Annotated in this window: 23 protein-coding genes; 15 read left to right on the top strand and 8 right to left on the bottom strand. The window is 69.7% G+C overall.

The window, feature by feature from the left end; all coding sequences use genetic code 11:
• Window positions 1-1234 (top strand): DNA/RNA non-specific endonuclease (locus AB1K54_RS06965; RefSeq protein WP_371202008.1); only part of this gene is annotated, 1234 nt, incomplete at its 5' end.
• Between the two features lie 24 nt (window positions 1235-1258).
• A complete protein-coding gene (locus AB1K54_RS06960; RefSeq protein ID WP_371202007.1) occupies window positions 1259-1693 on the top strand; it encodes a hypothetical protein in 435 nt (144 codons plus the stop codon).
• Window positions 1694-1836: 143 nt separating this feature from the next.
• Here AB1K54_RS06960 and AB1K54_RS06955 read toward each other — a convergent pair whose 3' ends face one another.
• Window positions 1837-2601 (bottom strand): SDR family NAD(P)-dependent oxidoreductase, encoded by a 765-nt coding sequence (locus tag AB1K54_RS06955; RefSeq protein ID WP_371202006.1) that lies wholly within the window; start codon window positions 2599-2601, stop codon window positions 1837-1839.
• Between the two features lie 168 nt (window positions 2602-2769).
• On the opposite strand from AB1K54_RS06955, the gene AB1K54_RS06950 reads away from it, so the two are divergent.
• A complete protein-coding gene (locus AB1K54_RS06950) occupies window positions 2770-3429 on the top strand; it encodes a DNA alkylation repair protein (protein ID WP_371202005.1) in 660 nt (219 codons plus the stop codon).
• Window positions 3430-3474: 45 nt separating this feature from the next.
• On the opposite strand, the gene AB1K54_RS06945 is transcribed toward AB1K54_RS06950, so the two are convergent.
• Complete coding sequence (locus AB1K54_RS06945; protein WP_371202004.1) at window positions 3475-4521, bottom strand: esterase/lipase family protein; 1047 nt, start codon at window positions 4519-4521, stop codon at window positions 3475-3477.
• A complete protein-coding gene (locus AB1K54_RS06940) occupies window positions 4518-6950 on the bottom strand; it encodes a GMC oxidoreductase (RefSeq protein ID WP_371202003.1) in 2433 nt (810 codons plus the stop codon). The genes AB1K54_RS06945 and AB1K54_RS06940 overlap by 4 nt, the downstream gene beginning before the upstream one ends.
• Before the next feature lie 309 nt (window positions 6951-7259).
• Here AB1K54_RS06940 and AB1K54_RS06935 point away from each other — a divergent pair, with 309 nt between their 5' ends.
• The 3 genes from AB1K54_RS06935 (at window position 7260) to AB1K54_RS06925 (ending at window position 11409) form a co-directional block, all read left to right on the top strand.
• On the top strand, window positions 7260-9104 hold the full coding sequence (locus tag AB1K54_RS06935; protein ID WP_371202002.1) for a peroxidase family protein: 1845 nt from the start codon (window positions 7260-7262) through the stop codon (window positions 9102-9104).
• A gap of 88 nt (window positions 9105-9192) precedes the next feature.
• Window positions 9193-10530 carry a cytochrome P450 gene (locus tag AB1K54_RS06930; RefSeq protein WP_371202001.1) on the top strand — a complete coding sequence of 446 codons (1338 nt, stop codon included), beginning with the start codon at window positions 9193-9195 and terminating at the stop codon, window positions 10528-10530.
• 12 nt (window positions 10531-10542) lie between these two features.
• Window positions 10543-11409 carry an alpha/beta hydrolase gene (locus AB1K54_RS06925; RefSeq protein ID WP_371202000.1) on the top strand — a complete coding sequence of 289 codons (867 nt, stop codon included), beginning with the start codon at window positions 10543-10545 and terminating at the stop codon, window positions 11407-11409.
• A gap of 10 nt (window positions 11410-11419) precedes the next feature.
• Here the strand turns inward: AB1K54_RS06925 and AB1K54_RS06920 are convergent, their stop codons facing one another.
• Both AB1K54_RS06920 and AB1K54_RS06915 read right to left on the bottom strand, forming a co-directional pair.
• Window positions 11420-12883 carry a hypothetical protein gene (locus AB1K54_RS06920; protein WP_371201999.1) on the bottom strand — a complete coding sequence of 488 codons (1464 nt, stop codon included), beginning with the start codon at window positions 12881-12883 and terminating at the stop codon, window positions 11420-11422.
• 10 nt (window positions 12884-12893) lie between these two features.
• Window positions 12894-13976 carry an alpha/beta fold hydrolase gene (locus tag AB1K54_RS06915; RefSeq protein WP_371201998.1) on the bottom strand — a complete coding sequence of 361 codons (1083 nt, stop codon included), beginning with the start codon at window positions 13974-13976 and terminating at the stop codon, window positions 12894-12896.
• Between the two features lie 304 nt (window positions 13977-14280).
• Here AB1K54_RS06915 and thrS point away from each other — a divergent pair, with 304 nt between their 5' ends.
• The gene (thrS, locus tag AB1K54_RS06910; protein ID WP_371201997.1) at window positions 14281-16290 is read left to right on the top strand and encodes a threonine--tRNA ligase; all 2010 of its coding nucleotides are present in this window, start codon (window positions 14281-14283) and stop codon (window positions 16288-16290) included.
• On the top strand, window positions 16287-16865 hold the full coding sequence (locus tag AB1K54_RS06905; RefSeq protein WP_371201996.1) for an HIT domain-containing protein: 579 nt from the start codon (window positions 16287-16289) through the stop codon (window positions 16863-16865). Before thrS ends, AB1K54_RS06905 begins: the two co-directional genes overlap by 4 nt.
• Window positions 16866-16867: 2 nt before the next feature.
• On the opposite strand, the gene pdxY is transcribed toward AB1K54_RS06905, so the two are convergent.
• Both pdxY and AB1K54_RS06895 read right to left on the bottom strand, forming a co-directional pair.
• Entirely contained in the window at window positions 16868-17719 is an 852-nt protein-coding gene (gene pdxY, locus AB1K54_RS06900; protein ID WP_371201995.1) for a pyridoxal kinase PdxY, read from the bottom strand.
• A 7-nt stretch (window positions 17720-17726) separates the two neighbouring features.
• Entirely contained in the window at window positions 17727-19082 is a 1356-nt protein-coding gene (locus AB1K54_RS06895; protein ID WP_371201994.1) for an aminotransferase class I/II-fold pyridoxal phosphate-dependent enzyme, read from the bottom strand.
• Window positions 19083-19181: 99 nt separating this feature from the next.
• On the opposite strand from AB1K54_RS06895, the gene pdxS reads away from it, so the two are divergent.
• From pdxS to AB1K54_RS06880, 3 genes are all read left to right on the top strand, one after another.
• Window positions 19182-20072 (top strand): pyridoxal 5'-phosphate synthase lyase subunit PdxS, encoded by an 891-nt coding sequence (pdxS, locus tag AB1K54_RS06890; protein WP_371201993.1) that lies wholly within the window; start codon window positions 19182-19184, stop codon window positions 20070-20072.
• Entirely contained in the window at window positions 20062-20655 is a 594-nt protein-coding gene (gene pdxT / locus AB1K54_RS06885) for a pyridoxal 5'-phosphate synthase glutaminase subunit PdxT (protein WP_371201992.1), read from the top strand. Before pdxS ends, pdxT begins: the two co-directional genes overlap by 11 nt.
• A 95-nt stretch (window positions 20656-20750) precedes the next feature.
• Window positions 20751-21302, top strand: a complete 552-nt coding sequence (locus AB1K54_RS06880; RefSeq protein WP_371201991.1) for a DUF1697 domain-containing protein — start codon at window positions 20751-20753, stop codon at window positions 21300-21302.
• Window positions 21303-21314: 12 nt separating this feature from the next.
• Here AB1K54_RS06880 and AB1K54_RS06875 read toward each other — a convergent pair whose 3' ends face one another.
• Window positions 21315-22259 carry an aminoglycoside phosphotransferase family protein gene (locus tag AB1K54_RS06875; protein WP_371201990.1) on the bottom strand — a complete coding sequence of 315 codons (945 nt, stop codon included), beginning with the start codon at window positions 22257-22259 and terminating at the stop codon, window positions 21315-21317.
• A 67-nt stretch (window positions 22260-22326) separates the two neighbouring features.
• Here AB1K54_RS06875 and AB1K54_RS06870 point away from each other — a divergent pair, with 67 nt between their 5' ends.
• The 4 genes from AB1K54_RS06870 (at window position 22327) to ruvB (ending at window position 25422) form a co-directional block, all read left to right on the top strand.
• Window positions 22327-23085 (top strand): YebC/PmpR family DNA-binding transcriptional regulator, encoded by a 759-nt coding sequence (locus tag AB1K54_RS06870; protein WP_371201989.1) that lies wholly within the window; start codon window positions 22327-22329, stop codon window positions 23083-23085.
• Between the two features lie 64 nt (window positions 23086-23149).
• Window positions 23150-23716 carry a crossover junction endodeoxyribonuclease RuvC gene (gene ruvC, locus AB1K54_RS06865; protein WP_371201988.1) on the top strand — a complete coding sequence of 189 codons (567 nt, stop codon included), beginning with the start codon at window positions 23150-23152 and terminating at the stop codon, window positions 23714-23716.
• 61 nt (window positions 23717-23777) lie between these two features.
• Window positions 23778-24401, top strand: a complete 624-nt coding sequence (gene ruvA / locus AB1K54_RS06860; RefSeq protein WP_371201987.1) for a Holliday junction branch migration protein RuvA — start codon at window positions 23778-23780, stop codon at window positions 24399-24401.
• Window positions 24394-25422, top strand: coding sequence for a Holliday junction branch migration DNA helicase RuvB (gene ruvB / locus AB1K54_RS06855; protein ID WP_371201986.1), 1029 nt, complete (start codon window positions 24394-24396; stop codon window positions 25420-25422). The genes ruvA and ruvB overlap by 8 nt, the downstream gene beginning before the upstream one ends.
• Window positions 25423-25469 lie beyond the last annotated feature (47 nt).

Raw genomic sequence — 25469 nt, 5'->3', positions numbered from 1 at the left:
CATCCCCGCCGGCGCGGCGGTCACCAGCGTCAAGACCGCGGGCACCGCGGCATCCGTGCTCTCCAAGATGGCCCGCGTGGTCGACCTCATCGACCCCGGCGCGTGGGCCGTGAACGGATCCCTGCGCCTGGCCTCCACCGGGCTCGGTTCGCTCGACAACCTCATCAGCGGCCTCAATACCGCCGGCAAGCTCGACGTGCCTCACCTCGAGGTGCATGCCGCGACCGACACCACCCACGCCATGAACCTCCTCGACGACTTCGGCACCGACCTGAACACCGTCACCGTGCACGTCGACGCCGCGGGGAACAACGTCTTCGACTTCCCGGGCGGCCGCATCGAGACCCCCGCCGCCTCGTTCGACGCCGCCCTCCGCAACGCCGGTGGCGGAACGGATGCCGCCACCCACGCGCCCGTCCGCGAACCCGAACTCGTCACCGCCGGCGGCGGCCGCGGCCAGACCGGCCACGGCGCGGTGAACACCATCGTCCACGACGGCCCGGTCCGCACCGACACCGGCGGGTCGGGCGACACCACAGCCGTGCACGACCCCGACACGACGACAGGCGGCGGTGGCGGTGGCGACCACGGCGAGGGGGCCAGCAGGTCAGCTGCCGCGACTGGCGGCAGCGAGTCAGCAGGCGGCAACGACTGGCAGTCCGGCACCGGAGCCGATACGCACGATGGGCTCGCGGTCGACGCGCCGAGCCGGCTCGGTGACAGTGCGTCGCCGGAGGGTTGGCGGCCGCTGTCGCAGGCCGACCTCGACGGACTCCCGGTGGTGCGTGACGGGTCGCACATCAATCCGGACGGCACCTTGCAGTCGAACACCTGGTATCAGACGGGCGAGCACGAGTACCTCTACCACACCGACGAGAACGGGCATATCGACCGCTTCTACGCCGAGGAGCTCCAGCTGAAGGAGCACGAGGGTCGCCTGCGGCATGACCCGAACACCCCGGGCAAACTGCCGGGCGACCACGCCGGGCACCTGGCCGCCGACCGGTTCGGCGGATCGCCACTGCTCGACAACCTGGTGAGCCAGTTCTCGGACGTGAACTTGAGGCATTACAAGGGCCTCGAGAACGTGTGGGCTGAGGCGCTAGGCAGGACCCCTCCGGGTGAGGTTAGCGTGGACGTGCGCATCACAACGGATGCATCGGGCCGACCGACACGTTTCGACGTTCAGTCCGTGGTGAACGGAAAACCAATTGACCGATTCTTCACGCAGTAGCGAAGGTTTGGAGCGAATGTGAGTATGAGCGAGCAGGAAATCATCCACGACCTCGTATCGAGCTGGGTTTCGCTGGGTCTCGAGTATGTGGCCGCTGCTCCGAACGTTTCGGCGCTCTACATCTATGTCTCTTCTGAACTCGGTTCGGTGTATCCCGAGATCTTCTTTGAACAGAACGGTCGTGTCCTGTATCCGAGCGACGTGGAAGGGACCGACACAACAATTGCTCGCATCCGCAGCGTGCATCGATTCCAGTTCGAGGACCTTCAGGCGGCAGAGCGGCAGTTCGATGCTGCAGGTGTGTCCCGGCCGACCGAGTACCGGGTGTACTACGAGCCGTCGACGCGAAAGCTTGATGTTCAGGTGTCTCGTGACCTGATCTACGCCAACGACGACAGCAAGGTTCCCGAACGTGGGATCGAGTATTGGCTCGGTGACAGAGCGCCGATGCTCACTTGATTGGGCCGAGCGCCGACACACTCAGGCTCCACGTGAGAGACGAAGCCGGCTACCGAGGGCTACACCACTTTAGGCGGCACTACTTCGCGCACCACCTGAAACCCCCGGAGATCCGGGAGTTTTCTGCTTCGCGGAGACCCGACTCAGCTGAGCATGCCCCCGTCGATGCGGTACTGCGATCCCGTGATGAAGGACGAGGCGTCGGATGCGAGGAACAGCACGAGTTCGGCGACGTCCTCGGGCGCGGCGTACCGGCCCAGGGGGATGGATGAGGCGATGGCCTCGCGGGGCACCCCCGCGCCTTCTTCGAGCGAATCCATCATGCGCGTGGTGACGGGCGAAGGGTGGATCGAGTTCACACGCACACCCTTCGCTGCCGATTCCTGCGCGGCGATGCGAGTGAGGCCCGTGATCGCGAACTTCGATGTGACGTAGGGCGAGACGGGCAGCGGACCCGCCGACAGCCCGCCGATCGACGAGGTGTTGATGACACTTCCCGACCCCTGGGCGTACATCACTGGAAGCACGTAGTGCAGGCCGAGCCAAGAGCCGCGGACGTTGATCGCGATCACGCGATCGAAGTCTGCGACGGCCTGATCGACCAGCGGTGCGACCTTCCCCTCCACGCCCGCGTTGTTGAAGAACACGTCGATGCGGCCGAACGCGGCGACGGTCTCGTCGACGTAGCGCTTCACATCCTGCTCATCGCTGATGTCGGCCGTGATCGCGATCACGCGCTCACTCGCGCCGAGCGATTCCACTGCGGCGGCGAGCGCGTCCGCCGAGATGTCGACGATCGCGACGCGTGCGCCCTGTGCGAGCAGCGCGGCTGCGGCCGCGACACCCAGCCCGCCGGCACCGCCTGTGATCAGAGCGGCTTTGCCAGAGAGATCCTCATACGTGGCCATGGTGTTTCCTTTCATCCGGTCGAGACGATCTGCACACAGGAAGTCGACGCGGCGTGTGCCGCAACGTCGTGACTCCGGTTCATCCTCCTATCGCGATCCTGACACCGCTTGTGCCTGCGAGTGCGGTCATCTGCTCGACACGGCACGAGTCGGGGCTACCGTGAACGCATGAGCGAGGTCGCCGACCGCATCCGCGCCGAGCTGCGCGCGGCGGCCGATCCGTCCCGGGCGGCGGGCGCGCAGGCCTACATGAAGTCCGCGATGCCGTTCCTCGGGGTGCGCGTTCCCGAGGCGCGTGCGATCGCCAAGCGAGAGACGAAGGGCCAGACGGATGCCGCAGCACTGCGTGATCTCGCGCTCGAACTGTGGGACGAGGCATCCCATCGCGAAGAGCGCTACGCGGCGCTGGCCGTGCTCGCCGCACCGCCGCTGAAGGCGGACCCCGCGATCGTGCCGATCATCGAACACGTGGTCAGAACCGGACAGTGGTGGGATTTCACCGATGAGCTGGCCCACCGCATCGTCGATCTGCTGGAGGCCGATCCGCTCCCGGCAGCTGCGCTGGTGCGCGGGTGGAGCGTCGATCCGGACTTCTGGATTCGGCGGGTGGCGATCATCGCGCAGCTCGGGCGCCGGGAGCGCACCGACCCCGTCCTGCTCGCCGACGTGATCGAGCCGAACCTGGGCGACAGCGAGTTCTTCATCCGCAAGGCGATCGGCTGGGCGCTGCGCGACTATGCGCGCACGGCTCCGGACTGGGTGCGCGACTACGTCGCGGCGCACCCGATGAGCGGGCTCAGCAGGCGTGAGGCGCTCAAGCACCTGTGACGGGCGGGCTCGGCCCGGTGAGTATGCGTCGGGCCGAGGCATCCGTCAGCTGTTCAGCTCTTGGAGGATCAGCGGAAAGACGTCCTGATGCGCGTGGCGACCGATGAACAGGTCGGTGTAGCGGTAGCCGTGGATCATATGCAGCGTGTTGTGCCCGGGATGATGCCGCTCGAGGTAGTCGAACGTCGTCTTCAGCGACTCGGGCAGGAACGCGCGGCTCTCGCTGCCCGCGAACAGCGCGAAGCGTGCGGCGGTCTTCGGCGCGCCGTCGGCGAAGCGCCGGGGGAGGCCGTTGCCGTTGTGGATCGACACGATCTGGCCGGCGCGGTCCGATGCGGCCAGCTGCGCATAGAAGCTGAACGGGATCTTGCCGAACTCGCGGCCGAGCCACTCGTGCGTCTCGCCGTTCAGGTTCTCGTGCCGCCAGAGCGCCGGATGCCCCGCCCCGAGGGCGAAGCTCGCCATGTTGCAGCTGGGATTCCGGCACTCCGCGTGCCACAGTCGCACCGCGTTGCGCGTCACCCGGGCGACCCCGTGCTCGGGGCCGTCGCCCCACGCCACGTCGATGTACGGCACGCCGCCTTGCATGATCGGGCGCAGTGCGTGCAGCTTGACTCGGGACAGGCGGGGGAGGATCGGATGCAGCGATGCGCCGCTTGCGACGATCACATCGACCTCGGGGATGAGCCCCGCGACCGCGGCCATGCTGGCGGCCACCGCGCCCTGGCAGTGCGCGACGATCTTCAGCTTCGCGGCGCCGGTGCTCTCGACGATCTGCCGCACCGCGGAGGGGATGTCGTGCCCGGCGACGTCGTCGAGGGTCCACGGGCGCGGGTCGAGGTCGATCGAGCCGCGCCAGTTCAGCATCCAGACGTCCCATCCATCGTCGATGAGCGCGTCGACGATCGACACGACGTGCGGCGGACGGAACGACTCCGCGCGCATGCCGGCGCCGTGCACCAGCAGAACGGGGCCTTTGGTCGCCGACGTGTCGGCGACCACACGGACGAGGGTGAGGGCGACGCCGTCGTCCGCGCGGAAGAACACCGGCTCGTCGTGGTGCCGGCGGACGGGCGGCGGGGCGGCAGTCACGCGCCCGTTCCGATCGGCGCGTGTGAGCGGGCATCCGCCTTCGGGTCGTCCAGGTGGGCGGTGGGACTCGCGTCGACGGGCGCGCGGCGTGCGGGGGCGAGGTACGCGTCGATCACCGACTTCATGAAGAACCCGCCGAACCGGGCGATCGAACCGACACCGCCGGCGTGCGCCCCGCGGAAGGTCGTGATCTGCCGTGCGAAGTCGAGGGGGAGGATGCGGAGGATGCCGGCGCCGAGCGGTTCGCCCGAGGCCCCAGGCGGGATGTGCCCGCGCATGAGCGTGATGTAGAGCGTCGACGTGTCGCGCCAGATGTCGAGCCCCGGATCGTCGCGCACGGTCTTGAACCCGTACATCGTGAGTGGTGATCCGGTGAGGTCGCTGAACCACAGGCGGTACTGCATCTCGCGGGTTCCGGCCTGGTCTGCGGCGACGAACAGGTTCGCCCAGCCCCGGCTCACCGGCAGCTCGCCACCGAGCAGGTCGCAGTGCACGTACCCCTCCGCCGTCGCGGTGTGGTCGGGGCGCTCGGCGAAGGTCTGCACGTCGGGCGCGGTGATCGTGAGCCGGAACCGGAAGCTGTGCGAGAGCTGGCGTCCGAGCCGGAACCCCGCGGCGGGGTCGCTCTCACCGAGGGTGAAGAAGCCCTTCATCTGCTCGGTGAACTCCATGCCGCGTCCCGGCGTCGGATCGGGGGCGGGGGCGGCCGTCTTCTCGTCCGTCGCGCGAGGCGCGCGACGGCGTACGGGCTTGGCGCGTTCGAGTGCGTGCTCGACGGCGCGGTCTGCCATCGCAGCGATCGTGAGCGAGGGGTTGGGGCCGACCGGACCCGGCACCGCCGAGCCGTCGACGACGAACAGATCCGGATGCCCGAAGGACTCGTTCCAGCTGTCGACGACGCCTTCGTGCACGTGGCGTCCCATGGGCGCACCGCCGAGCGGATGCACCGTCACGACCCGCTTCGTCCACCACAGGGGGTTGTCGCGGAAGCGTCCGTCGAGCTTCTCGCTGATGTCCTTCATGGTGGCGCGCATGGCGTCGAAGTACTCCTTGCTCGTCGCCGTGCTCCACTCGACGTCGAGTTCGCCGTCGGTGAGCATGATGCGCCCGTCGGGGGTGTCGCGGCCCATTCCGAGCAGCGGCAGCGATGTCGCAGTCAGCCGTCCCTCGCCGATGAGCTTGGAGAGCTCGCCCGAGATGGTCGACTCGTTGCGGCGCGCGAGGCGGTGGGCGACGATCTGCGACACGACGTTGGCCGCACGGCGCACCGAGGAGGTGACCTGCGCGGCCTCGACCAGCCAGTTCGCGAACTCGGGGAAGCCGGCCTCCTGCACGTAGTAGCCGCGGCCGGCGCCCTCCTCGTCGACGCCGTCGGGGCGGCGGATCGCGGTGGTGATCACCGGGCCGCGGTTGGGGTCGATCAGGCGCACCGGGCCAGAGGCGCGCGAGGTGCGTCCGCCGACGCAGAAGGTGAGCAGGTCGCCGTTGCCGCTGAAGCGCATGCCCACCGCGCGGCCGAGGGCGGGGAGGTTCACGCGGTTGCGCAGCAGCAGCGCCGTCGTGCCGAAGGTGCCCGCCCCGAGGAACACCTGACCGCACGTGATCACGCGCTCGGTGCGCTCGTAGTGCCCGGCCGAGTCGGGGATCGACGCGTACTTCGTGTAGCGCACCTCGTAGCCTCCGCGCGGGTGCGGGGCGATCGAGGTCACCTCCGCGTTGGTGCGCAGGTCCGCGCCATGGTGGGCGGCGGCCGAGAGGTAGGTGTGGTCGAGGGTGTTCTTCGCGCCTTCGTTGCAGCCGAGGTCGCATTCGCCGATGAGCCGGCAGGTGAGACGCGGAATGCCGTGGATGTTGCCGTACGGCGCCTCTTCGATCACCTGCTTCTGCTGCGGTGCGGCGCCCGGGCGGGTCGAGAACGACACGGCCAGGGGCGGTGCGAACGACTCGAGCCCGAGCTGCTCGGCGGCCTCGCGCAGCGCCCTGGACTTGGGCAGGTTCGGGTAGGGGTTGGGCACCGGGGTGAGCATCTGCTCGGCGGCGTCGTAGTGGCGGTCCAGGTCGTCGCGCCCGATCGGCCAGTTCTCGTAGCCGCCGCCCGGCAGGGGGGAGTCGTGCACGAACCAGCGCTCGTCCTTGCGCAGCAGCACGTTCGCGTAGATGAGGGAACCGCCGCCGAGACCCGCCGACACGATGCCTTCGAGCTTGCGGAACGAGCGCACGTCGAACAGGCCGAACAGCTCGTCCTTGGGCTCCCAGAACGCCCGGCTCATGTCGTACGGGGTGCGGGCGAAGCTTCCCGGAGGGTACGCCCGGCCGCGTTCGAGCAGCACGACCGAGCGGCCGGCCTCGGCGAGCCGGTAGGCCGAGACGGATGCCCCGAACCCGGATCCGACGACGACGGCGTCGACGTGCTCGTTCACGTGCGGCATGTCAGGACGCCCCGGAGCGGACTCGGAACGCGGGGGTGCGGAACATCGACGGTACCTCCCTGAGGGGTGAGGCGACGGCTCAGGACGACGGCGGACAGCAGCGGCACGACGACGGAACACGGCGGGCGGGAGGATGCCGCAGCCCCCAGACCTGCCGGTCCCACCGGTTCTCACCGTAGTGAGCGGGGTGCCGGTCTGCAATGCATGAGCGACGGCATTCGCGCTCGCACATTGGTGATGGTCGCCGCACGGCGGCGTCACTATGATTCGGGCAGGACCACTGGGGAGCGCTCGGCTAAGGAGCAGGCAGTGAGCAGAACGTCTTTCTTCGACCGCGCGCTGCGCAGCTTCTACGCGCGCGTCAATCGCAAGACGCCGTGGCACCGGCTGCCGTTCCTGTTCGGGCTGTTCAACCTCATCGCGCTGCGTGAGCAACTGCGCGAGGACAACCTGCACGACACCCGCACGCCGGGCGATTCGACGCGCACCCCCGGTGTGACCCTCGCCACCGCGCCGCCCGGCGAGCGCCGCTTCCGTTCGCCGGACGGCTCGTACAACGATCTGAGCGACCCCGACATGGGCCGGGCCGGTACCCGGTTCGCCCGCAACGTGCCCCTCGACAACGCGTGGCCCGAAGACGGTGAGTCGCTCATGACACCGAGCCCTCGGCTGGTGAGCCAGCGGCTGATGCGCCGGGAGCAGTTCATTCCCGCGACCTCGCTGAACCTGCTCGCGGCATCGTGGATTCAGTTCCAGACGCATGACTGGTTCGCCCACGAGCGTGAGGACGCCGAGTTCCTCGAGGTGCCCGTGGCCGAGGGCGACACCTGGTTCGAGACGCCGATGCGGATCCCGCGCACCAAGCGCGACGACACGCGCGTCGAGGCCGATGCCGCGCTCCCGCCGACCTACCTCAACAGCCAGTCGCACTGGTGGGACGCCTCGGCGATCTACGGCAGCTCGCAGGAGCGCCGCGACCGCGTCCGCAGCGGCGTGGACGGCAAGCTGGTGCTGAAGGACGGGCACCTGCCGCTCGACCCCGAGTCCGGCGTCGCGCTGACGGGCTTCAGCGAGAACTGGTGGGTGGGGCTCGGGATGCTCCACACCCTGTTCACCCTCGAGCACAACGCCGTGTGCGACGCGCTCAAGAAGCAGTACCCGGACATGACCGACGACGAGCTGTTCGGCACCGCCCAGCTGGTCGTGTCGGCGCTCATCGCGAAGATCCACACCGTGGAGTGGACGCCCGCGATCATCGCCCACCCGGTGATGAAGACCGCGATGCGCGCGAACTGGTGGGGGCTCGCGGGCGAGCGCATCCACCGGCGATTCGGGCGGGTCTCCCGCAGCGAGGTGATCAGCGGCATCCCGGGGTCGGCTTTCGACCACCACGGCGCGCCGTACCAGCTCACCGAGGAGTTCGCCGCCGTCTACCGCCTGCACCCGCTGCTGCCGGACCGGCTCGACGTGCACGCGCTCGCCGACGGGAGCGTGCTTGACACGATGGAGTTCCAGGAGATCATCCTCCGCAACGCCCAGCGCGTGCTCACCGAGGGCGTGAAGACCCACGACCTCTGGTATTCGTTCGGGGTGCAGCATCCGGGTGCGGTGCAGCTGCACAACTTCCCGAGTTGGATGCAGGACATCACCCTGCCCGACGGGCTGCGCCTCGACATCGCGGCGCTCGACATCGCCCGCGACCGTGAGCGCGGCGTGCCGCGCTACTGCCAGTTCCGGCGTCTGCTGCACCTCACCGTGCCCGCGACGTTCGAGGAGCTCACCGACAATCCCGTGTGGGCGCGGGAGCTGCGCGAGATCTACGGGGGCGACATCGAGCGCGTCGACCTTCAAGTCGGGATGCACGCCGAAACGCCGCCGAAGGGCTTCGGGTTCAGCGACACCGCGTTTCGCGTGTTCATCCTGATGGCGTCTCGGCGCCTGAAGAGCGACCGCTACATCACGGACTGCTTCACCGAGGAGTACTACACCAAGGTCGGGCTGCAGTGGATCGCCGACAGCACCATGAACACCGTGCTGCTGCGGCACTACCCCGACCTGCGGCCCGCGCTCGAGGGCGTCCCGAACGCGTTCGCGCCCTGGAACCTCGTGACGGCGAAGACGGCGGCCGAGGCGACCGCCGCGGCGAGATCGTGATGCGGATGCCGCGACCCGCCCCGAACTCCTCCCCACCGCACACCGACGTGCCGCACGACGCCGCACCGCACACCGACCAGGAGACCCCATGAGCCGTGAGAAGCAGACCCCGCCCGGCCGCCTCGGCCTGCCGTGGCTGGGGGAGTCGCTCGCGCTCCTGCGCAGCAACCACGGGTTCTACAAGGATCGCGCGGCCAAGTACGGGCCGGTGTTCAAGACGCGGCTGTTCGGCATCGACTTCGTGGTGTGCTCCGGGCACGAGGCGTTCCATCTGTTCGCGACAGACCCGCGCATCGTGCGCGGCTCGTCGGATCCGATCTCGGTAGAGCAGCTCTTCGCCGGCTCGCTCGCGCTGATCGACGGCACCGACCACCACCTGCGCAAGGCCGTGATGCTGCGCGCGGTCGGGTACCGGTCGGCGATCGAGGCGTACCTGCCGCGCATGCAGGCGCTCATCCAGACGATGGTCGACTCGTGGATGCAGCGCGGGGGCGAGGCGCCCGTGCTGCCCGACCTGCAGATGTTCGCCGCGCGGCTCGGTGGCGCGCTGTACACGGGCGACCAGAGCGAGCAGGGTGCGGCCGAGCTCTACCAGGCCGGCGCCGACATCCGCGCAGGGTTCCAGTCGCTCCCGTTCGCGATCCCCGGCACGCCCTACGCGCGGGCGAGAAAGGCGCACAAGCGCCTCACGAGGATCGTCGACGAGGCCATCGCCCGGCACCAGAGCGGCCACTACGACGACATCGTGTCGCGCATGCTCGACGCCGCCGACGAGTCGGGTGTGGGCGCCGCCGAGCTCGGCGGCGACATCCGGCATCTGCTGTTCGCGAGCCAGGGCGGCTATTTCGTGCCGTTCACGCTCGTCACGATGGCGCTCGGCCAGCACCCCGAGATCGTCGCGAAGGCGCGCGAGGAGGTCGAGCGGATCGCGCCTGCGGGACCGCTCACGATGGACCAGATCGAGCAGATGGAGTATCTCGAGCAGATCTCGAAAGAGCTGCGCCGGTACTTCGCGATGAACTCCGCGACCTTCTTCGGACGCCTCACCGAACCGATGCAGATCGGCGGATACCTCATCCCGGCCGGGTGGGGCGCGATGGGCGCGATCCACATCACGATGCGCAACGCCGACGTGTTCGACGATCCCGAACGATTCGACCCCGATCGGTTCGAGCCGGCCGCCGAGGCTGCGCTCGCGCCGGGGAGCTACGTCCCGCACGGCGACGGGCAGGCCACCCACCACCGCTGCCCCGGTGAGAACATCGTGACGATCGCGGTGAAGATGTACCTCACGCTGCTTCTGCGGCAGGCGACGTGGACGCTGCCCGAGCAGGACCTGACCCTCTCGAACGAGCTGTTCCCGCTGCCCGAGAGCGGCCTGGTCGTGAGATTCCACCAGCACGCGCCCGTGCAGACCGCGGTGTGAAGGACCGATGCCATGCCCAACCTGTTCCGATTCGCCGGCGTGATGATGAACGGGCTGCGCCAGCCCGTCGACCGCACCCCTGCCGAGGTCGGCCTCGACTACGAGGACGTGTCGTTCCCGTCGACCGACGGGATCGGCCTGCGGGGGTGGTTCATCCCCGCCGGGGTGAAGCGCGCGCCGACCGTCGTCTGGGTGCACGGGTGGCCGTGGAACCGGCTCGGGAACGTCGCCGGCCGCGTGCCGTGGCGCGATCGCACCGTCGATCATCTGCCACCCACCAAGGCGCTCCACGACGCCGGCTTGAACGTGCTCATGTTCGACCTGGCGAGCCACGGCGAAAGCGGCGACCGTCTGCCGCTCACCTACGGCATGCGCGAGAAGAACGACTACGTCGGCGCGGTGCGATACCTGCGCACACGGCCTGACGTGGACCCCGAGCGCATCGGCGCGATCGGCATGTCGGCGGGCGGCAGCACAGTGCTCTACGGCACGGCGGAGTGCCAGCCGATCCGCGCGCTGGTCGCCATCCAGCCGACCAAGGTCTCGATCTTCAGCCGCAACATGGCGCGCACCGAGTTCGGCCCGCTCGGGCCGCTGTTCGCGCAGATGCTCAACATCGTCTACTGGTTCCGGCGCGCGCCGCTGCCGAATAGCCACGATCCGTCGATCCCGGCGCGGGGGCTCGGCGACACCGTGGTGCAGTACGTGCAGGGCACCGGCGACCAGTGGGGCCAGATGCAGGACGTCGAGCACATGTCGGCGGTCACGCCCAACTCGGCGGGGGTCATCCGCTACCCGTCGACCGAGCGCTACAGCGGCTACCAGTACATCAGCACGAACACCGACGAACTCGTGGAGTTCTTCACGAAGAACCTGTGAGAGCCGCCCGCTACCGGTGCCAGAGCGCGTCGTGCCCGGCCTGGCGCGTGTACTGCGCGGGGTCGAAGAAGCGGTCGTAGTACTCCAGCTCGAGGTGCGAGAACTGCAGCCACATGCCGGGCGTGTAGAACGCGTCGACGTGCGCGGGGAAGCGCCCGTACGTGTCCCAGATGTAGTTGCAGATCTCCTTCGTGTACGCGATCTCGTCGGGGCCGAACCGCGTGCCCTTCTCGATGAACGCGCGGGCGTCGTCGCGGTTGCGATACGGGCGCGAGAAGACGTCGTCGTTGCCGTATGCGGCTCCGGATGCGCCGTACTTGGCCTCGATGACACGCTCGACCGCTTCGTCCATCGACGACACGTACGGAGGTGTGAGTCCCTCGAGGATCCCGTCGATCCCGATCGGGTTGGCCTGCGAGGCGGGGACCGGCGGCCACTTGCGGTGCTTCTTGGGCTCCTGCAGGCGGAAGCCGAGCCCGTGCCAGCCCTTCGCGTCGTCCTGCTGCCAGATGTACGGCGGGAAGACAGCGCCGTGGATCCACCCGCCCAGGCCCAGCGCCTGCCCCATCAGCATGAGGTTCTGGAAGTAGAAGTGCGCCTCGTAGTCGGTGCGCATCGTGTGGGCGAAGCCGAGGGGCGCCTGGCTCTCGGCGCTCACGTACTTGCTGCGCACGCGATCGAGCCCGCCGATCGGGTGGTACGGGATCTTCGGTGTGATCCCGAGGCCGCTGCCGATCTTCGCGATCCACTCCACCGCGTTCTTCGGGTGGAACGTGCGCCAGTCGTCCAGGAACAGCGGCCGCATGCCGCCGGGCTCGGTGAGCAGGATCAGGATCGCGTTGATGTACTGCCAGGTGCAGTCCACCACCGGGAAGAACACCGTGGTGCCCGCGACGTTGGAGGCCTGGTTGTTCCAGCCGAGGTAATAGGGCCACTCGCGAGGGAAGTCCAGGCGCCGGTCCGACACGCGCACGATGCACTCGTCGGCGGCGGCGATCCAGTCCGCTTCGCTCCAGTCGCCCCACTTCGGCGGGAGGTCCTTGAGCACCTCGAGCGCCCGCGTGCCGCGCGGCGCCCGCAGCAGGAAGATCCCGTCGTCGTTGATCATGAAGAAATGCGTGGCCTGCGCGTTGTCGGCGCTCGACCCGGTGCGGGCCATGATGTTGAGGAAGGGCGTCCCGAGCTCGGGCAGCCCGTTGTTCTCGATGAGCGGGCCGTCGTGCGTCGTGACACCCGTGATGCCCGTGACCGTCGTGACCAGGATCGCCTCCTCGAGCTTCGACAGCGGCGCGGGCGCGTTCGCGGTCTGGTGGCTGAGCGGCCCCGCGTTGACCGAGAAGCCGCGCGGGATGCGCCGCGTGCGGCGTTCGGTGAGCGCGGACAGCAACGGGTACTGCGCGAGGTCGGCGAGCGCGGGGTGCGCGCGCGCGGACTCGGTCGTGGCGGTCGTGGCGGGGTCGACGCTGCTGCTCATTCCGCAGTCCTCACTCGTTCGGGTTGTGCTGGTCGAGCTGCGCGGCGATCAGCGGGTAGACATCGCGCGCGGCATCCTTTCCGATGAAGCAGTCCATGTGCGCGTAGCCGGGCACCACGTGGCGCGAGTACAGCTCGGGCCCGTTCTGCTCTCGGAGCCATTCGTACGTGAGGGCGCTTCCCTCGGGCAGGAACAGTCGGTTCTCGACGCCGTGCAGGAACGCGATGGGCACCCGCATGTTGTCGGCGCCGTCGAGGTAGTCGTGATCGCCGTCGTAGCTGACCGCGTGGTCTTCGCGCAGGATGCGCGTGATGTGCCGCAGCGTCGTCATGTTCGCGACCCCGAACGCCTCGTCGAGGTGGTCGTGGGTCGCGTCGTTGAGGTTGTCGTGCTCGTACACCTCGCCGTACATGAACATCACACGGCGGCAGAACGGGCGATCGCACGGCTCGTCACCGGCGGGGTACAGCGCCAGCGCCTTGTCGTAGAGCCGCTCGAACAGGGATGGCTCGTCGTCGAACTCGGTCGTGAGGGCGTCGACGCCGAGCGCCGAGATGAGGTTTCCGGCATAGATCCCGGCCCGCAGCTCGTTGAGCGTGCCCGCGCGCGGATGCAGCGTGAGCTGGGATGCCACGGCCGACCGCACCCCTTCGAGCCCGAGGCTCAGCGCCATCAGCATCGTGAGCGACCCGACGCAGTGCGCGACGATCTGCACGTCCGCAGCCCCCGTCGTCGCACGCACCGTCTCGACGGCGGCGGGGTAGTCGTAGCGGGCGATGTCGTCGAGTGTGAATTGGGTCGAGCCGGAGGGCAGCAGGGGGCTGGCCCGATAGTCGAACACCCACACGTCATAGCCGCGCTCGTAGAGGAACTCGGGAAAGTTCGTGTCGGTCGTGTCGATCGTGTACGCGATCGACGACGTGCCGAATCCGGGCGAGAGGATCACCGGACCCCTGTCGCCGCCGCGGAAGCGCGTGAGCCGCAGCCCGACGCCGTCCTCGGCCGCGAACTCATGGATCTCGGGCTCGCCGCAGCGCAGCGCCCGGCGCTCGCGGCCCGTCGTCGTGGTGATGGCGTTCTGGCTGCCGCTCATGCGAACCCCCTGGGATCGGCCGTGCGTTTCCCCGTCGCCCTGGCCGGCCCCGACTCCCCGCGGCGACGATTCAGCATATTGCCGAGGGGGCCGCGAGGGAACGGGATGACTCGCCCCGACTCGATCCCGCCACCGGGCGCGGGGGCGGGCAGGGCTAGACTCGACGCATGGAATGTCGCCGGGGCACGCACGCGATCGCGGTCGCGGTCATCGGTGAGCGAACGTTTCAGGCCTGAGCGGGCAGGGCGCCGATGCGTCCGAAGCTGAGTGCCATGATCCGATCCACCCACCTGGAGAGTCCCCTGTGACCGACAACGTCATCCCGTCGGACGTGCCCTTCCCCGCCGACGGCTTCGCCCTGTTCCCTGATCGTTCCGTGATCGCCCTGCGTGTCAACGGCGAGCTGAAAGACCTCGCGACGCGTGTCGAGGCGACCGATGTCGTCGAGCCCGTGACCATCGAGAGCCCTGACGGGCTCGGCATCCTGCGCCATTCCACCGCCCATGTGCTCGCGCAGGCCGTCCAGCGCATCAAGCCGCAGGCCAACCTCGGCATCGGGCCGCCGATCACCGACGGCTTCTACTACGACTTCGGCGTCGACGAGCCCTTCACCCCCGACGACCTGAAGGCGATCAAGAAAGAGATGGAGCGTATCGTCCGCGAGGGCCAGCGCTTCGTGCGCCGGGTCGTCACCGACGACGAGGCGCGCGCCGAGCTGGCCTCCGAGCCGTTCAAGCTCGAGCTCATCGGGCTCAAGGGCGGCGGCGCCGATAAGACCGAGGGCGCCTCGGTCGAGGTGGGCGCGGGAGAGCTCACCATCTACGACAACGTCGGCCGCGACGGCCAGACGGTCTGGAAAGACCTGTGCCGTGGCCCTCATGCACCGAGCACCCGCGTGATCGGCAACGGCTGGGACCTCACCCGTGTCGCCGGCGCGTACTGGCGCGGCAGCGAGAAGAACCCGCAGCTGCAGCGCATCTACGGCACCGCGTGGCCCAGCAAAGACGAGCTGCGCGCGTACCAGGCACGTCTCGAAGAGGCCGCCAAGCGCGACCATCGCAAGCTCGGCAAGGAGCTCGACCTGTTCTCGTTCCCGGATGAGATCGGCTCGGGCCTGTCGGTGTGGCACCCGCGCGGCGGCATCATCCGTCAGCAGATGGAGCAGCACGCGCTGGGGCGTCACCGCGAGGGCGGCTACACCTACGTCTACACGCCGCACATCACCAAGCGCGACCTGTTCGTCACCTCGAACCACCTCGTCACCTACAAGGAGGGGATGTTCCCGCCCATCCACCTCGACGAGGAGCGCGGCGATGACGGCGAGATCACCAAGGCCGGGGTGGACTACTACCTCAAGCCGATGAACTGCCCGATGCACATCCTGATCTACAAGGAGCGCGCGCGCAGCTACCGCGACCTGCCCATGCGGCTCTACGAGAACGGCACAGTGTACCGGTACGAGCTGTCGGGGGCGCTGCACGGCCTGACCCGCGTGCGCGGGTTCACCCAGGACGACTCGCACCTCTTCGTCACCCCCGAGCAGCTCGAGGAGGAGGTCGAGAAGGTCCTCGACTTCGTGCTGTCGATGCTGCGCGACTTCGGCCTCACCGAGTTCGAGCTCGAGCTGTCGATGCGCGACGACGAGAAGGACAAGTGGATCGGCGACGAGGAGCACTGGGCGGTCGCGACCGACGCGCTGCGCCGCGTCGCGCAGGCATCCGGTCTCAAGCTCACCGAGGTCGCCGGCGAGGCCGCGTTCTACGGACCCAAGATCGACCTCAAGACGAAGGATGCCCTCGGCCGCACCTGGCAGCTGTCGACGGTGCAGCTCGACTTCAACCTGCCCGAGCGGTTCGAGCTGGAGTACACCGGCAGCGACGGCGAGAAGCACCGCCCGGTCATGATCCACCGCGCTCTGTTCGGCTCGGCCGAGCGCTTCTTCGCGATCCTGCTCGAGCACTACGCCGGGGCGTTCCCGGTGTGGCTGTCGCCCGTGCAGGTGGTCGGCATTCCGGTGGCCGAGGAGTACGCCGACTATCTCGACGACATCGCCGGGCGGCTTCGCGCCGCCGGCGTGCGCGCCGAGGTTGACCATTCCGACGACCGCATGCAGAAGAAGATCCGCACGCACACCACCCAGAAGGTGCCGCTGCAGCTGATCGCCGGCGAGCAGGACCGCTCCGGCGGCACGGTCTCGTTCCGCTTCCGCGATGGCTCGCAGACCAACGGCGTCCCGGTCGACGACGCGATCGCTCTGATCCTCGGCGCCATCGAGCGCAAGCTTCTCGTCGACACCGCAGAGGACCTCGCGTGAGCGACGCGTCGACGGGCTCGCAGGCCCCCGAAGGGCAGATCGCCGGGCTCGTCGACGCGGCGACGCTCGCCGGGGTGCCCGACGGGTTCCAGCGGCTGTGGACGCCGCACCGCATGGCGTACATCAACGCCGGCGCCGACGTCCTGCGCGGCGAAGGGTGCCCGTTCTGCGCGGCTCCGGGAATGTCGGATGCCGACGGCCTGATCGTGCACCGCGGTGAGCACGCGTACGCGCTGCTGAACCTCTTCCCGTACAACTCCGGTCACCTGCTGGTGTGCCCGTACCGGCACGTGGCGACCTACGATCAGGCGACCGACGAAGAGGTCACCGAGATCGCCTCGATCACGCAGGCCGGCATGCGGGTGCTGCGTCAGATCTCGCGGTGCGACGGATTCAACATCGGCATGAACCAGGGCGCGGTGGCGGGAGCCGGCGTCGACGAGCACCTGCATCAGCACGTCGTGCCGCGCTGGGGCGCAGATGCGAACTTCTTCCCGATCATCGCCCGCACGAAGGCGCTGCCGCAGCTTCTCGGCGAGGTGCGCGAGGCCGTGGCATCCGCCTGGCCTGACTAGCCTCAGCGCACCTGCCGCACCTCGAACTGCATGCGCGGGTGGGCATACGCCTGCTGCGACTCGACGAGCGCCAATTCGCGCTGCCCCGACTCGTGCGTGCGCTGCAGCAGGTCCCACACGCTCGAGGTGGTGCGGGCAAGCGCGTCGGCCGCGTCGCCCGATGCCCGGTAGTGCGCCGTGAACAGAGCGGCGGTGACGTCGCCGGATCCGTTCGCCTTCATCGGGATGCGCGGAGTGGTCACGATCCATGCCCCCGCGTCGTCGACCGCGAGCATCTCGAGGGTGTCGGGGTCGCGGTCGGGGCGCTCGACGCTCGTGACGAGCACCGTGCGCGGTCCGGTCAGTCGCGCGAGGTCGGCCGAAGCGAGCGTGGACTCGAGGGTGTCGGGCTCGGTGTTGGTGAGGTAGCCCAGCTCGAACTGGTTGGGGGTGATGATGTCGGCAGCGGGCACGACCCGGTCGCGCAGCAGCACGGGGATCGCGGGGGCGACGAAGCATCCGGATTTCGCATTGCCCATCACCGGGTCGCACGAGTACACGGCGCTCGGGTTCGCTGCCTTCACGCGCGCGACGGCGTCGAGGATCACGTCGCCGATGCCTTCGCTGCCCTGATAGCCCGAGAGCACGACGTCGATCTCGGGGAAGACGCCGCGCTCCTCGACTCCCCGGATGACGTCGCTCACGTCGTCCGGGCTGATGAGGGGTCCGCGCCACTTGCCGTACCCGGTGTGGTTGGAGAAGTTGACCGTGTAGACCGGGAGCACTTCGACGCCGATGCGCTGGAGGGGGAAGACGGCCGCGGAGTTGCCGACGTGCCCGAATGCGACCGCCGACTGGATCGAGAGGATCTTCACCGATCGATCATCCCACTTCACGGACGGGCATCCGTTCCCGTGCGGCCCGCACGGCGCCGGCGAGGTCGCTCGCGAGACGTTCGGCGTCGGCGTCGTCGAGGTCGTGCACGGTGAGTCGCAGGTGGGTCGCCGCGGACTCGTCGGCGAGCACGAACTCGTCGCCGGGTCGCGCGAGCCAGCCCCGGCGCATCAGGTTCTCGGCCACCGGCCGCGCCGCGACGGGGAGCGAGACCCACAGGTTGAGACCGTCACTGGGGGCGGCGGGGATGCCGTGCTCGGCCAGCCGCGCCGCGAAGGCGTCGTTGCGCTCGGCGTAGTGCCGGCTCGCCTGGTCGATCTCGCCGACGATCGCGGGGTCGGTCATGAGCGCGAGGGTCAGGCGCTGCAGCAGGTGGCTCACCCACGTGGTGCCCGGGGTGAGCCGCATCGCGAGCCGGTCTGCGGTGTCGGGATCGGATGCCACGACCGCGAGGCACATGTCGGGTCCGAGGAACTTCGAGACCGACCGGACCAGGGCCCACCGGTGATGCTCGGGCCCGATGATCGAGTGGAACGGGCGGCGCGAGAGCGCCGAGAAGTGGTCGTCCTCGATCACGAGCACGTACGGGTGGGCGCGCAGCACATCGCGCAGCTGCTGCGCGCGCCGCGCGCTGAGGCTCGCACCGGTGGGATTCTGCGCCCGCGGCGTGCAGATGACGGCGCGCACGCCGTGGTCGAGGGCGCCGCGCAGGCCCGCGACGGACATGCCCTCCTCGTCGACGGGGATCGGCACCGGACGGTAGCCGCCCACCCGCACCGTGTGCATGCTCGTCAGGAAGCACGGGTCTTCGAGCCCGACGGCGTCGTCGCGCGTGAGCGCCTGGGCGAGCAGGCGCTCCACGGCGTCGCCGGCGCCGCTCGTGATCGTAAGACGCATCGACGCCGCCGGCGCGAGCCCGTCGCTCATCCACTCGCGGGCCCACCGCTCGAGCTCCACGTCGATCACCGGCTCGCCGTACAGCACGGGGCGTCCGGTGACGGCCGACAGCGCCCGCGACGGATCGGGGATCAGCTCCGGGTCGGGATTGCCGGTGCCGATGTCGCGCAGCACGGTGTCAGGTGCGAACCCCTCCTGCGCCACGGGGGAGTGCCTGGTGACATGCGTGCCGCCGCGACCGCGGCTGACGACGACGCCGGCCTGCGAGAGCAGCCGGTAGGCCGCGACGACGGTGTTGCGGTTGACGTCGAGCCGCGTCGCGAGCGCGCGCACGGGCGGGAGCGGGTCGCCGGGACTCAGGATGCCGCGATCGATGAGCGCGCGCAGGCTCTCGGCGATCTCGGTCGCGCTGCGACCTGCGATCTCGAGGTTCGGGTCGCCGTTCATCGCCCTCCGAGTCTACGTTGCGTCCATGCTATCTTTTGGCCTAGGCCAAAGAGGGCATTGATCCGTCATCGTGCGTCGCACACATCGAAAGGACCCGTCGTGACCATCACCGACACCGGGACGAGCCGCGTCAAGCGCGGATTGGCAGAGATGCTCAAGGGCGGCGTCATCATGGACGTCGTCACCGCCGAGCAGGCGAAGATCGCCGAGGACGCGGGCGCCGTGGCGGTCATGGCGCTCGAGCGCGTGCCGGCCGACATCCGTTCGCAGGGCGGCGTCGCCCGCATGAGCGACCCCGATCTCATCGACGACATCATCGCCTCGGTGTCGATCCCGGTCATGGCGAAGGCCCGCATCGGTCACTTCGTTGAGGCCCAGGTGCTGCAGCAGCTCGGCGTGGACTACATCGACGAGTCCGAGGTGCTCTCGCCCGCGGACTACGTCAACCACATCGACAAGTGGGGTTTCGACGTGCCGTTCGTGTGCGGCGCGACCAACCTCGGCGAGGCCCTCCGCCGCATCAACGAGGGCGCCGCGATGATCCGCTCCAAGGGCGAGGCGGGAACCGGCGACGTCTCTGAGGCCACCAAGCACATCCGCAAGATCACGAGCGAGATCAATGTTCTGCGCTCGATGACGAAGGACGAGCTTTACGTCGCGGCCAAAGAGCTGCAGGCGCCGTACGAGCTGGTCTCCGAGGTCGCCGCGACCGGCAAGCTTCCCGTCGTGCTGTTCGTCGCCGGCGGCGTCGCCACGCCGGCGGACGCCGCGATGATGATGCAGCTGGGCGCTGACGGCGTCTTCGTCGGATCGGGCATCTTCAAGTCGGGCAACCCCGCCGAGCGCGCCGCCGCGATCGTGAAGGCGACCACCTTCTACGACGACGCCAAGGTCATCGCCGACGTGTCCCGCGGACTCGGGGAGGCGATGGTCGGCATCAACGTCGCCGACCTCGCCGCACCGCACCGCCTCGCCGAGCGTGGCTGGTAACCCCAGGGTCGGAGTGCTCGCGCTGCAGGGCGACGTGCGCGAGCACGCGCGCGTGCTGTCGGGACTCGGGGCGGAGGTCTGCCTCGTGCGGCGCCCCGAGGAGCTCGCGACGGTGGACGGACTCGTGCTGCCGGGCGGTGAGTCGAGCGTCATAGACAAGCTGGCGCGCGCCTTCGGGATGCGCCAGCCGATCTGCGACGCGATCGCGGCGGGCCTGCCGGTGTACGGCACGTGCGCCGGGCTCATCCTGCTGGCCGATCGCATCACGGACGGGATCGACGGTCAGCAGACCTTCGGCGGGCTCGACGTGACCGTCCGGCGCAACGCCTTCGGCAGCCAGGTGGACTCGTTCGAGACCGACCTCGCGGTGCCGGTGCTCGGCGAAGCGCCGGTGCACGCGGTGTTCATCCGGGCGCCCCTCGTCGAGCAGGTGGGCGACGGCGTCGAGGTGCTCGCGCGGCTCGACGCCGGGGGAGTGGTCGCCGTGCGCGCTGGTGCGCTGATCGGCTCGGCCTTCCACCCCGAGGTGACCGGTGAGCACCGATTCCACGAGCTGTTCCTCGACACGGTGCGCGCCGTGTGACCGGCGCGCCGATGCCACGGCGCGGGCGGGATGGACTGCTCGGGTGACGACTGTCGTCGCGCTTCGGCTTCGCGTCCGCGCGGTAGCCTGCGGTCATGTCCGTGTGGATCGCGCTCCTGCGCGGCGTCAACGTCGGCGGCGCCGCGATCCGCAGCGCCGAACTGGCAGAGGTCTTCCGCGGACTCGGCTTCGACGGGGTCCGCACGGTGCTCGCGAGCGGCAACGTACGGTTTCAGACCGCCACCGCGCCCGCAGACCGCGCGCACCTCAAGCGTCGCATCGAGTCGGCGCTGGGCGAGCGTTTCGGCTACGAGGCATGGATCGTGCTGATCACGCAAGGCGAGCTCCAGGCCGCGATCGACCGGTTCCCCTTCGACGCGGGCGACGCGACGCGTCAGCCCTGGGTGGTGTTCTGCTCGGACGAGGCCTCCCGCGGCGAACTCGCCGAGGCGGCGGCATCGCTCGACGACACGGATGCCGACCGCGTCGTCTTCGCGCGCGCGTCGCGCGACATCGCCGTCGTCTACTGGAACCCGCGCACAGGCACCACGACCGACACCCCGTTCGCGAAGGTGCTCTCGAAGTCGCGGTTCAAGGCGACCACGACCAACCGCAGCCTGCGCACGCTCGCGAAGCTCGTCGGCTGAGCGGCGGCCGGTTCAGCCGCTCGCGAGGAGCACACCGAGCCAGTCGAGGGTTGCGCCGGCCTGGGCGGCCTGGAACGCGCGCAGGTGCGGGATGCCCGGCGGGGCCGGCTGCCGGGACGCCCACAGCTGGCGCCCGGCCCATCCCGACACGATCGCGAGCAGATCGTCGGGAGCCGTCGTGTCTGCGAGGGGCGATCGGGCGAAGACCTCCGCGGCCGGCGGGCCGCCCTCCAACGGCACGGTCGGGGCGAAGAACGCGACGTCGAGCCAGTCCGCCCCGCGGCCCGCGTGCGGCCAGTCGACGAGGCGCACCGCGCCGTGCTCGATGAGCACGTTGTCGCTGCGCATGTCGAGTTGGACGATCGCGTCGCCTGCGGCCGCCGCGGCGACGGCGTCGCCCTCGAGGTTCGCAAGCTCCGCGGCGCGTCCGCGCACCCATTCGGGCGCGATATCGACGCGGTCCTCGGCGATGAGACGCGACCACCCGGTGAGCATCTCGGCGATCGAGGGGGCGAGCGGCTCGAGCACGGGCGGTGCGGATGCCGCGGCCAGGCGCGCCTGCGCGGCGAGCACCGCGCTCAGGTCGTCGTCGGTCCACGGCGCGCCCGGGTGGCGTCCGTCGATCGGCTCGAGCGAGATCACCACCCACGCGTCGTGCTCGATCATCCACGTCAGGCGCGGCGCGATGCCCGCGGGCAACCCCGCCGTGACTTCGGCCTCTCGCCGGTGCAGGCGCGCGGTCTCGGCGTTCGTGGCGCCGTCGCCGGCCTTCACGAACAGTCGTTCCCCGCCCTCGAAGGTCACGATTCCCGCGTACCCGGCGCTGAAGCCGCCCGGCGCCAGCCCCGCGTCCGTCACGCGCGCCCCGGCGCGGTCCTCGACCCGTGCGCGGACCGCCGGCGGCAAAGACCCCCACGGGATGCGGTTCGAGGCGGCGTGCGGGTCCCCGGTGGTCACCGGTCCATCCTGGCATCGGCGCACGCGGGCGCGGGGGCGGAGCATCCGTTCATCTAGAATCGTTCGCATGTCCGGACACTCCAAATGGGCCACGACCAAGCACAAGAAGGCCGTCGTCGACGCGCGCCGTGCCAAGTCGTGGGCCAAGCTCATCAAGAACATCGAGGTCGCCGCGAAGCTCGGCGGGCCGGATCTCGCCGGCAACCCGACGCTGTTCGACGCCGTTCTGAAGGCGAAGAAGACGTCGGTCCCGAAAGACAACATCGATCGTGCGATCAAGCGCGGCGCGGGCATCGGCGGCGAGTCCGTCGAGTACGCGTCGATCATGTACGAGGGCTACGGCCCCAACGGCGTCGCCCTGTTGATCGAGTGTCTGACCGACAACAAGAACCGGGCCGCCGCCGAGGTGCGCACCGCCCTCACCCGCAACGGCGGCACGCTCGCCGATCCCGGCTCGGTCTCGTACAACTTCACGCGCAAGGGAGTCATCGTCGTGGGTGGCGAGGGCACCAGCGAGGACGACGTGATGCTCGCAGTCCTCGAGGCCGGCGCCGAAGAGGTCGACCCGCACGCCCAGGGCTTCGAGGTCATCACCGAGGCCTCCGACCTGGTCACGGTCCGCTCGGCGCTGCAGAGCGCGGGCATCGACTACGAGTCCGCCGACGTCGAGTTCGTGCCGAACCTCAAGGTCGAGGTCGACGCCGACACCGCCCGCAAGGTGTTCCGGCTCATCGACGCCCTCGAAGACAGTGACGACGTGCAGAACGTCTACAGCAACTTCGACCTCACCCCCGAGGTGCAGGCCGAACTCGAAGAGGACGACTGACCGGGCGCCTTCGCGCCGGGCGCGCCTGGCGGATGCCGCGACGCGGCGACCGTAGCGTGAGGGAGTGACTTCGCTGCGCGTTCTCGGCGTCGACCCCGGCCTCACCCGCTGCGGCGTGGGCGTCGTCGACGTGGAGCCGGACCGTTCGGCGCGCCTCGTGCATGTCGGCGTGATCCGGTCGCATCCGGATGAGCGGATCGAGACGCGCCTCGCCGTGATCGCCGCGGGGATCCGCGAGGTGATCGGAGAGCACCGGCCGCACGTCGTGGCCGTGGAGCGCGTCTTCGCGCAGAGCAACCGGCACAGCGTCATGGGCACCGCCCAGGCGAGCGGGATCGCGCTGCTCGTGGCGGCCGAGGCGGGGCTGTCGGCGGCGACCCACACGCCGAGCGAGGTGAAGGCCGCGATCACCGGCTATGGGTCGGCCGACAAACGCCAGGTGCAGGCGATGGTCGCCCGGGTGCTGCGCCTGGACGTGCTGCCCAAGCCGGCCGATGCCGCCGATGCCCTCGCTCTGGCCCTGTGCCACGCGTGGCGCGGGTCCGGGCGGGCCGCGACCCCGGCCGCATCCGGCGCCCTCACTCCCGCGCAGCGCGCGTGGATGCAGGCCGAGCGCGGCGCGCGCCGCTGATCGCGCGAGCGGCTCGCGTGTCGCTCGAACATATCTGCGAACCGTCTCGTAGGGTGGCTTCATGATCTCGTCGCTGCACGGTCGCGTCGTCCATGCCGACGCGGAGCATGTCGTCATCGAAGTCGGCGGGGTCGGCTTCACCGTCTCGGTGCCCGCCGCGCTCGCGCGGCAGGCGCACCTGGGCGACGACCTGCGCCTGCACACCAACCTGGTCGTGCGCGAGGACGCGCTGTCGCTGTTCGGCTTCGAGACCCGCGAAGAGCTCGTCGTCTTCACGCAGCTGATCGGGGTCACCGGCGTCGGGCCGAAGTCGGCGCTGGGCGTGCTGTCCGCGCTGTCGGTCGATCAGATCGCCGACGCCGTCACGGGCGACGACGACGCCCCGTTCCGGCGTGTGTCGGGCATCGGGCCGAAGACCGCGAAGCTCATCGTCGTCCAGCTCGCCGGAAAGATCGCGCCGACACGGGTGGGTCGCGCCCAGCCGGCGGGCGCGCCGGACAGCACCGTCTTCGCGCAGGTCGCACAGGCCCTGGTCGGGCTCGGCTGGTCCGAGCGGGTGGCGGTCGAGGCTGTGGCATCCGTCGCCGACGACGCCACCGAGGCAGACCGGGCGTCGGTGCAGGCGCTGCTGCGCCTCACGCTGGCCGCGCTCGGCCCGGCACGCAAGGAGCCTGTCAGTGGATGACCTGCGCGACGCGGCCGAGCCTGTCGACGAGACCGAACTCGCGATCGAAGGGGCGCTGCGGCCGGGGTCGCTCGCCGAGTTCGTCGGGCAGCCGAAGGTGCGCGGCCAGCTGCAGCTGCTGCTCGACGCCGCGCGGATCCAGCAGCGGCCCCCCGACCACATCCTGCTCGCAGGCCCCCCAGGGCTCGGCAAGACCACGCTCGCGATGATCGTCGCCCACGAGAGCGGCCGCGCGCTGCGCATGTCGAGCGGGCCGGCGATCCAGCACGCGGGCGACCTGGCGGCACTGCTGTCGAGCCTCACCCCCGGCGAGGTGCTGTTCATCGACGAGGTGCACCGCATGGCGCGCCCGGCCGAAGAGATGCTGTACCTCGCGATGGAGGACTTCCGCATCGACATCATGGTCGGCAAGGGCGCGGGTGCGACGAGCATCCCCCTCGACCTGGCTCCGTTCACCCTCGTCGGCGCCACGACGCGCTCGGGGCTGCTGCCCAACCCCCTGCGCGACCGCTTCGGCTTCACCGCTCACCTCGAGTACTACGACCCGCAAGACCTCGAGCGGGTCATCTCGCGCTCGGCGGGCATGCTGGGCATCGAGCTGCCGCAGTCCGCCTTCGCCGAGATCGCGCGCCGGTCGCGCGGCACGCCTCGCATCGCGAACCGCCTGCTGCGGCGCGTACGCGACTACCTGATCGTGCACGGCGAGCGGGCAGGGGCTGCGGATGCCGCGGTCCAGGCCGCGCTCGAGCTGTACGACGTCGACGCGATCGGCCTGGACCGGCTCGACCGCGCCGTGCTGGACGCGGTCATCCGCCGCTTCCGCGGGGGGCCGGTGGGGCTCTCGACGCTCTCGGTGACGGTGGGGGAAGAAGCCGACACGATCGAGTCGGTCGTCGAGCCGTACCTCGTGCGGATCGGCTTCATGGGACGCACGCCGCGCGGCCGCATCGCGACGCCGGCCGCATACGAGCACCTGGGAGTGGCGCACCTCGATTCTGCCCTCAGAATCGATGACCTATAATCACTGAAGGCTTTCGCCGACCCCCCTCTTCAGGCAGCGCTGCTCTG

The organism is Microbacterium sp. BWT-B31 (assembly GCF_041379855.1).
GTDB lineage: Bacteria > Actinomycetota > Actinomycetes > Actinomycetales > Microbacteriaceae > Microbacterium.
The sequence above is the reverse complement of the archived record's forward strand: the minus strand, read 5'-3'. Positions and strand labels throughout refer to the sequence as shown.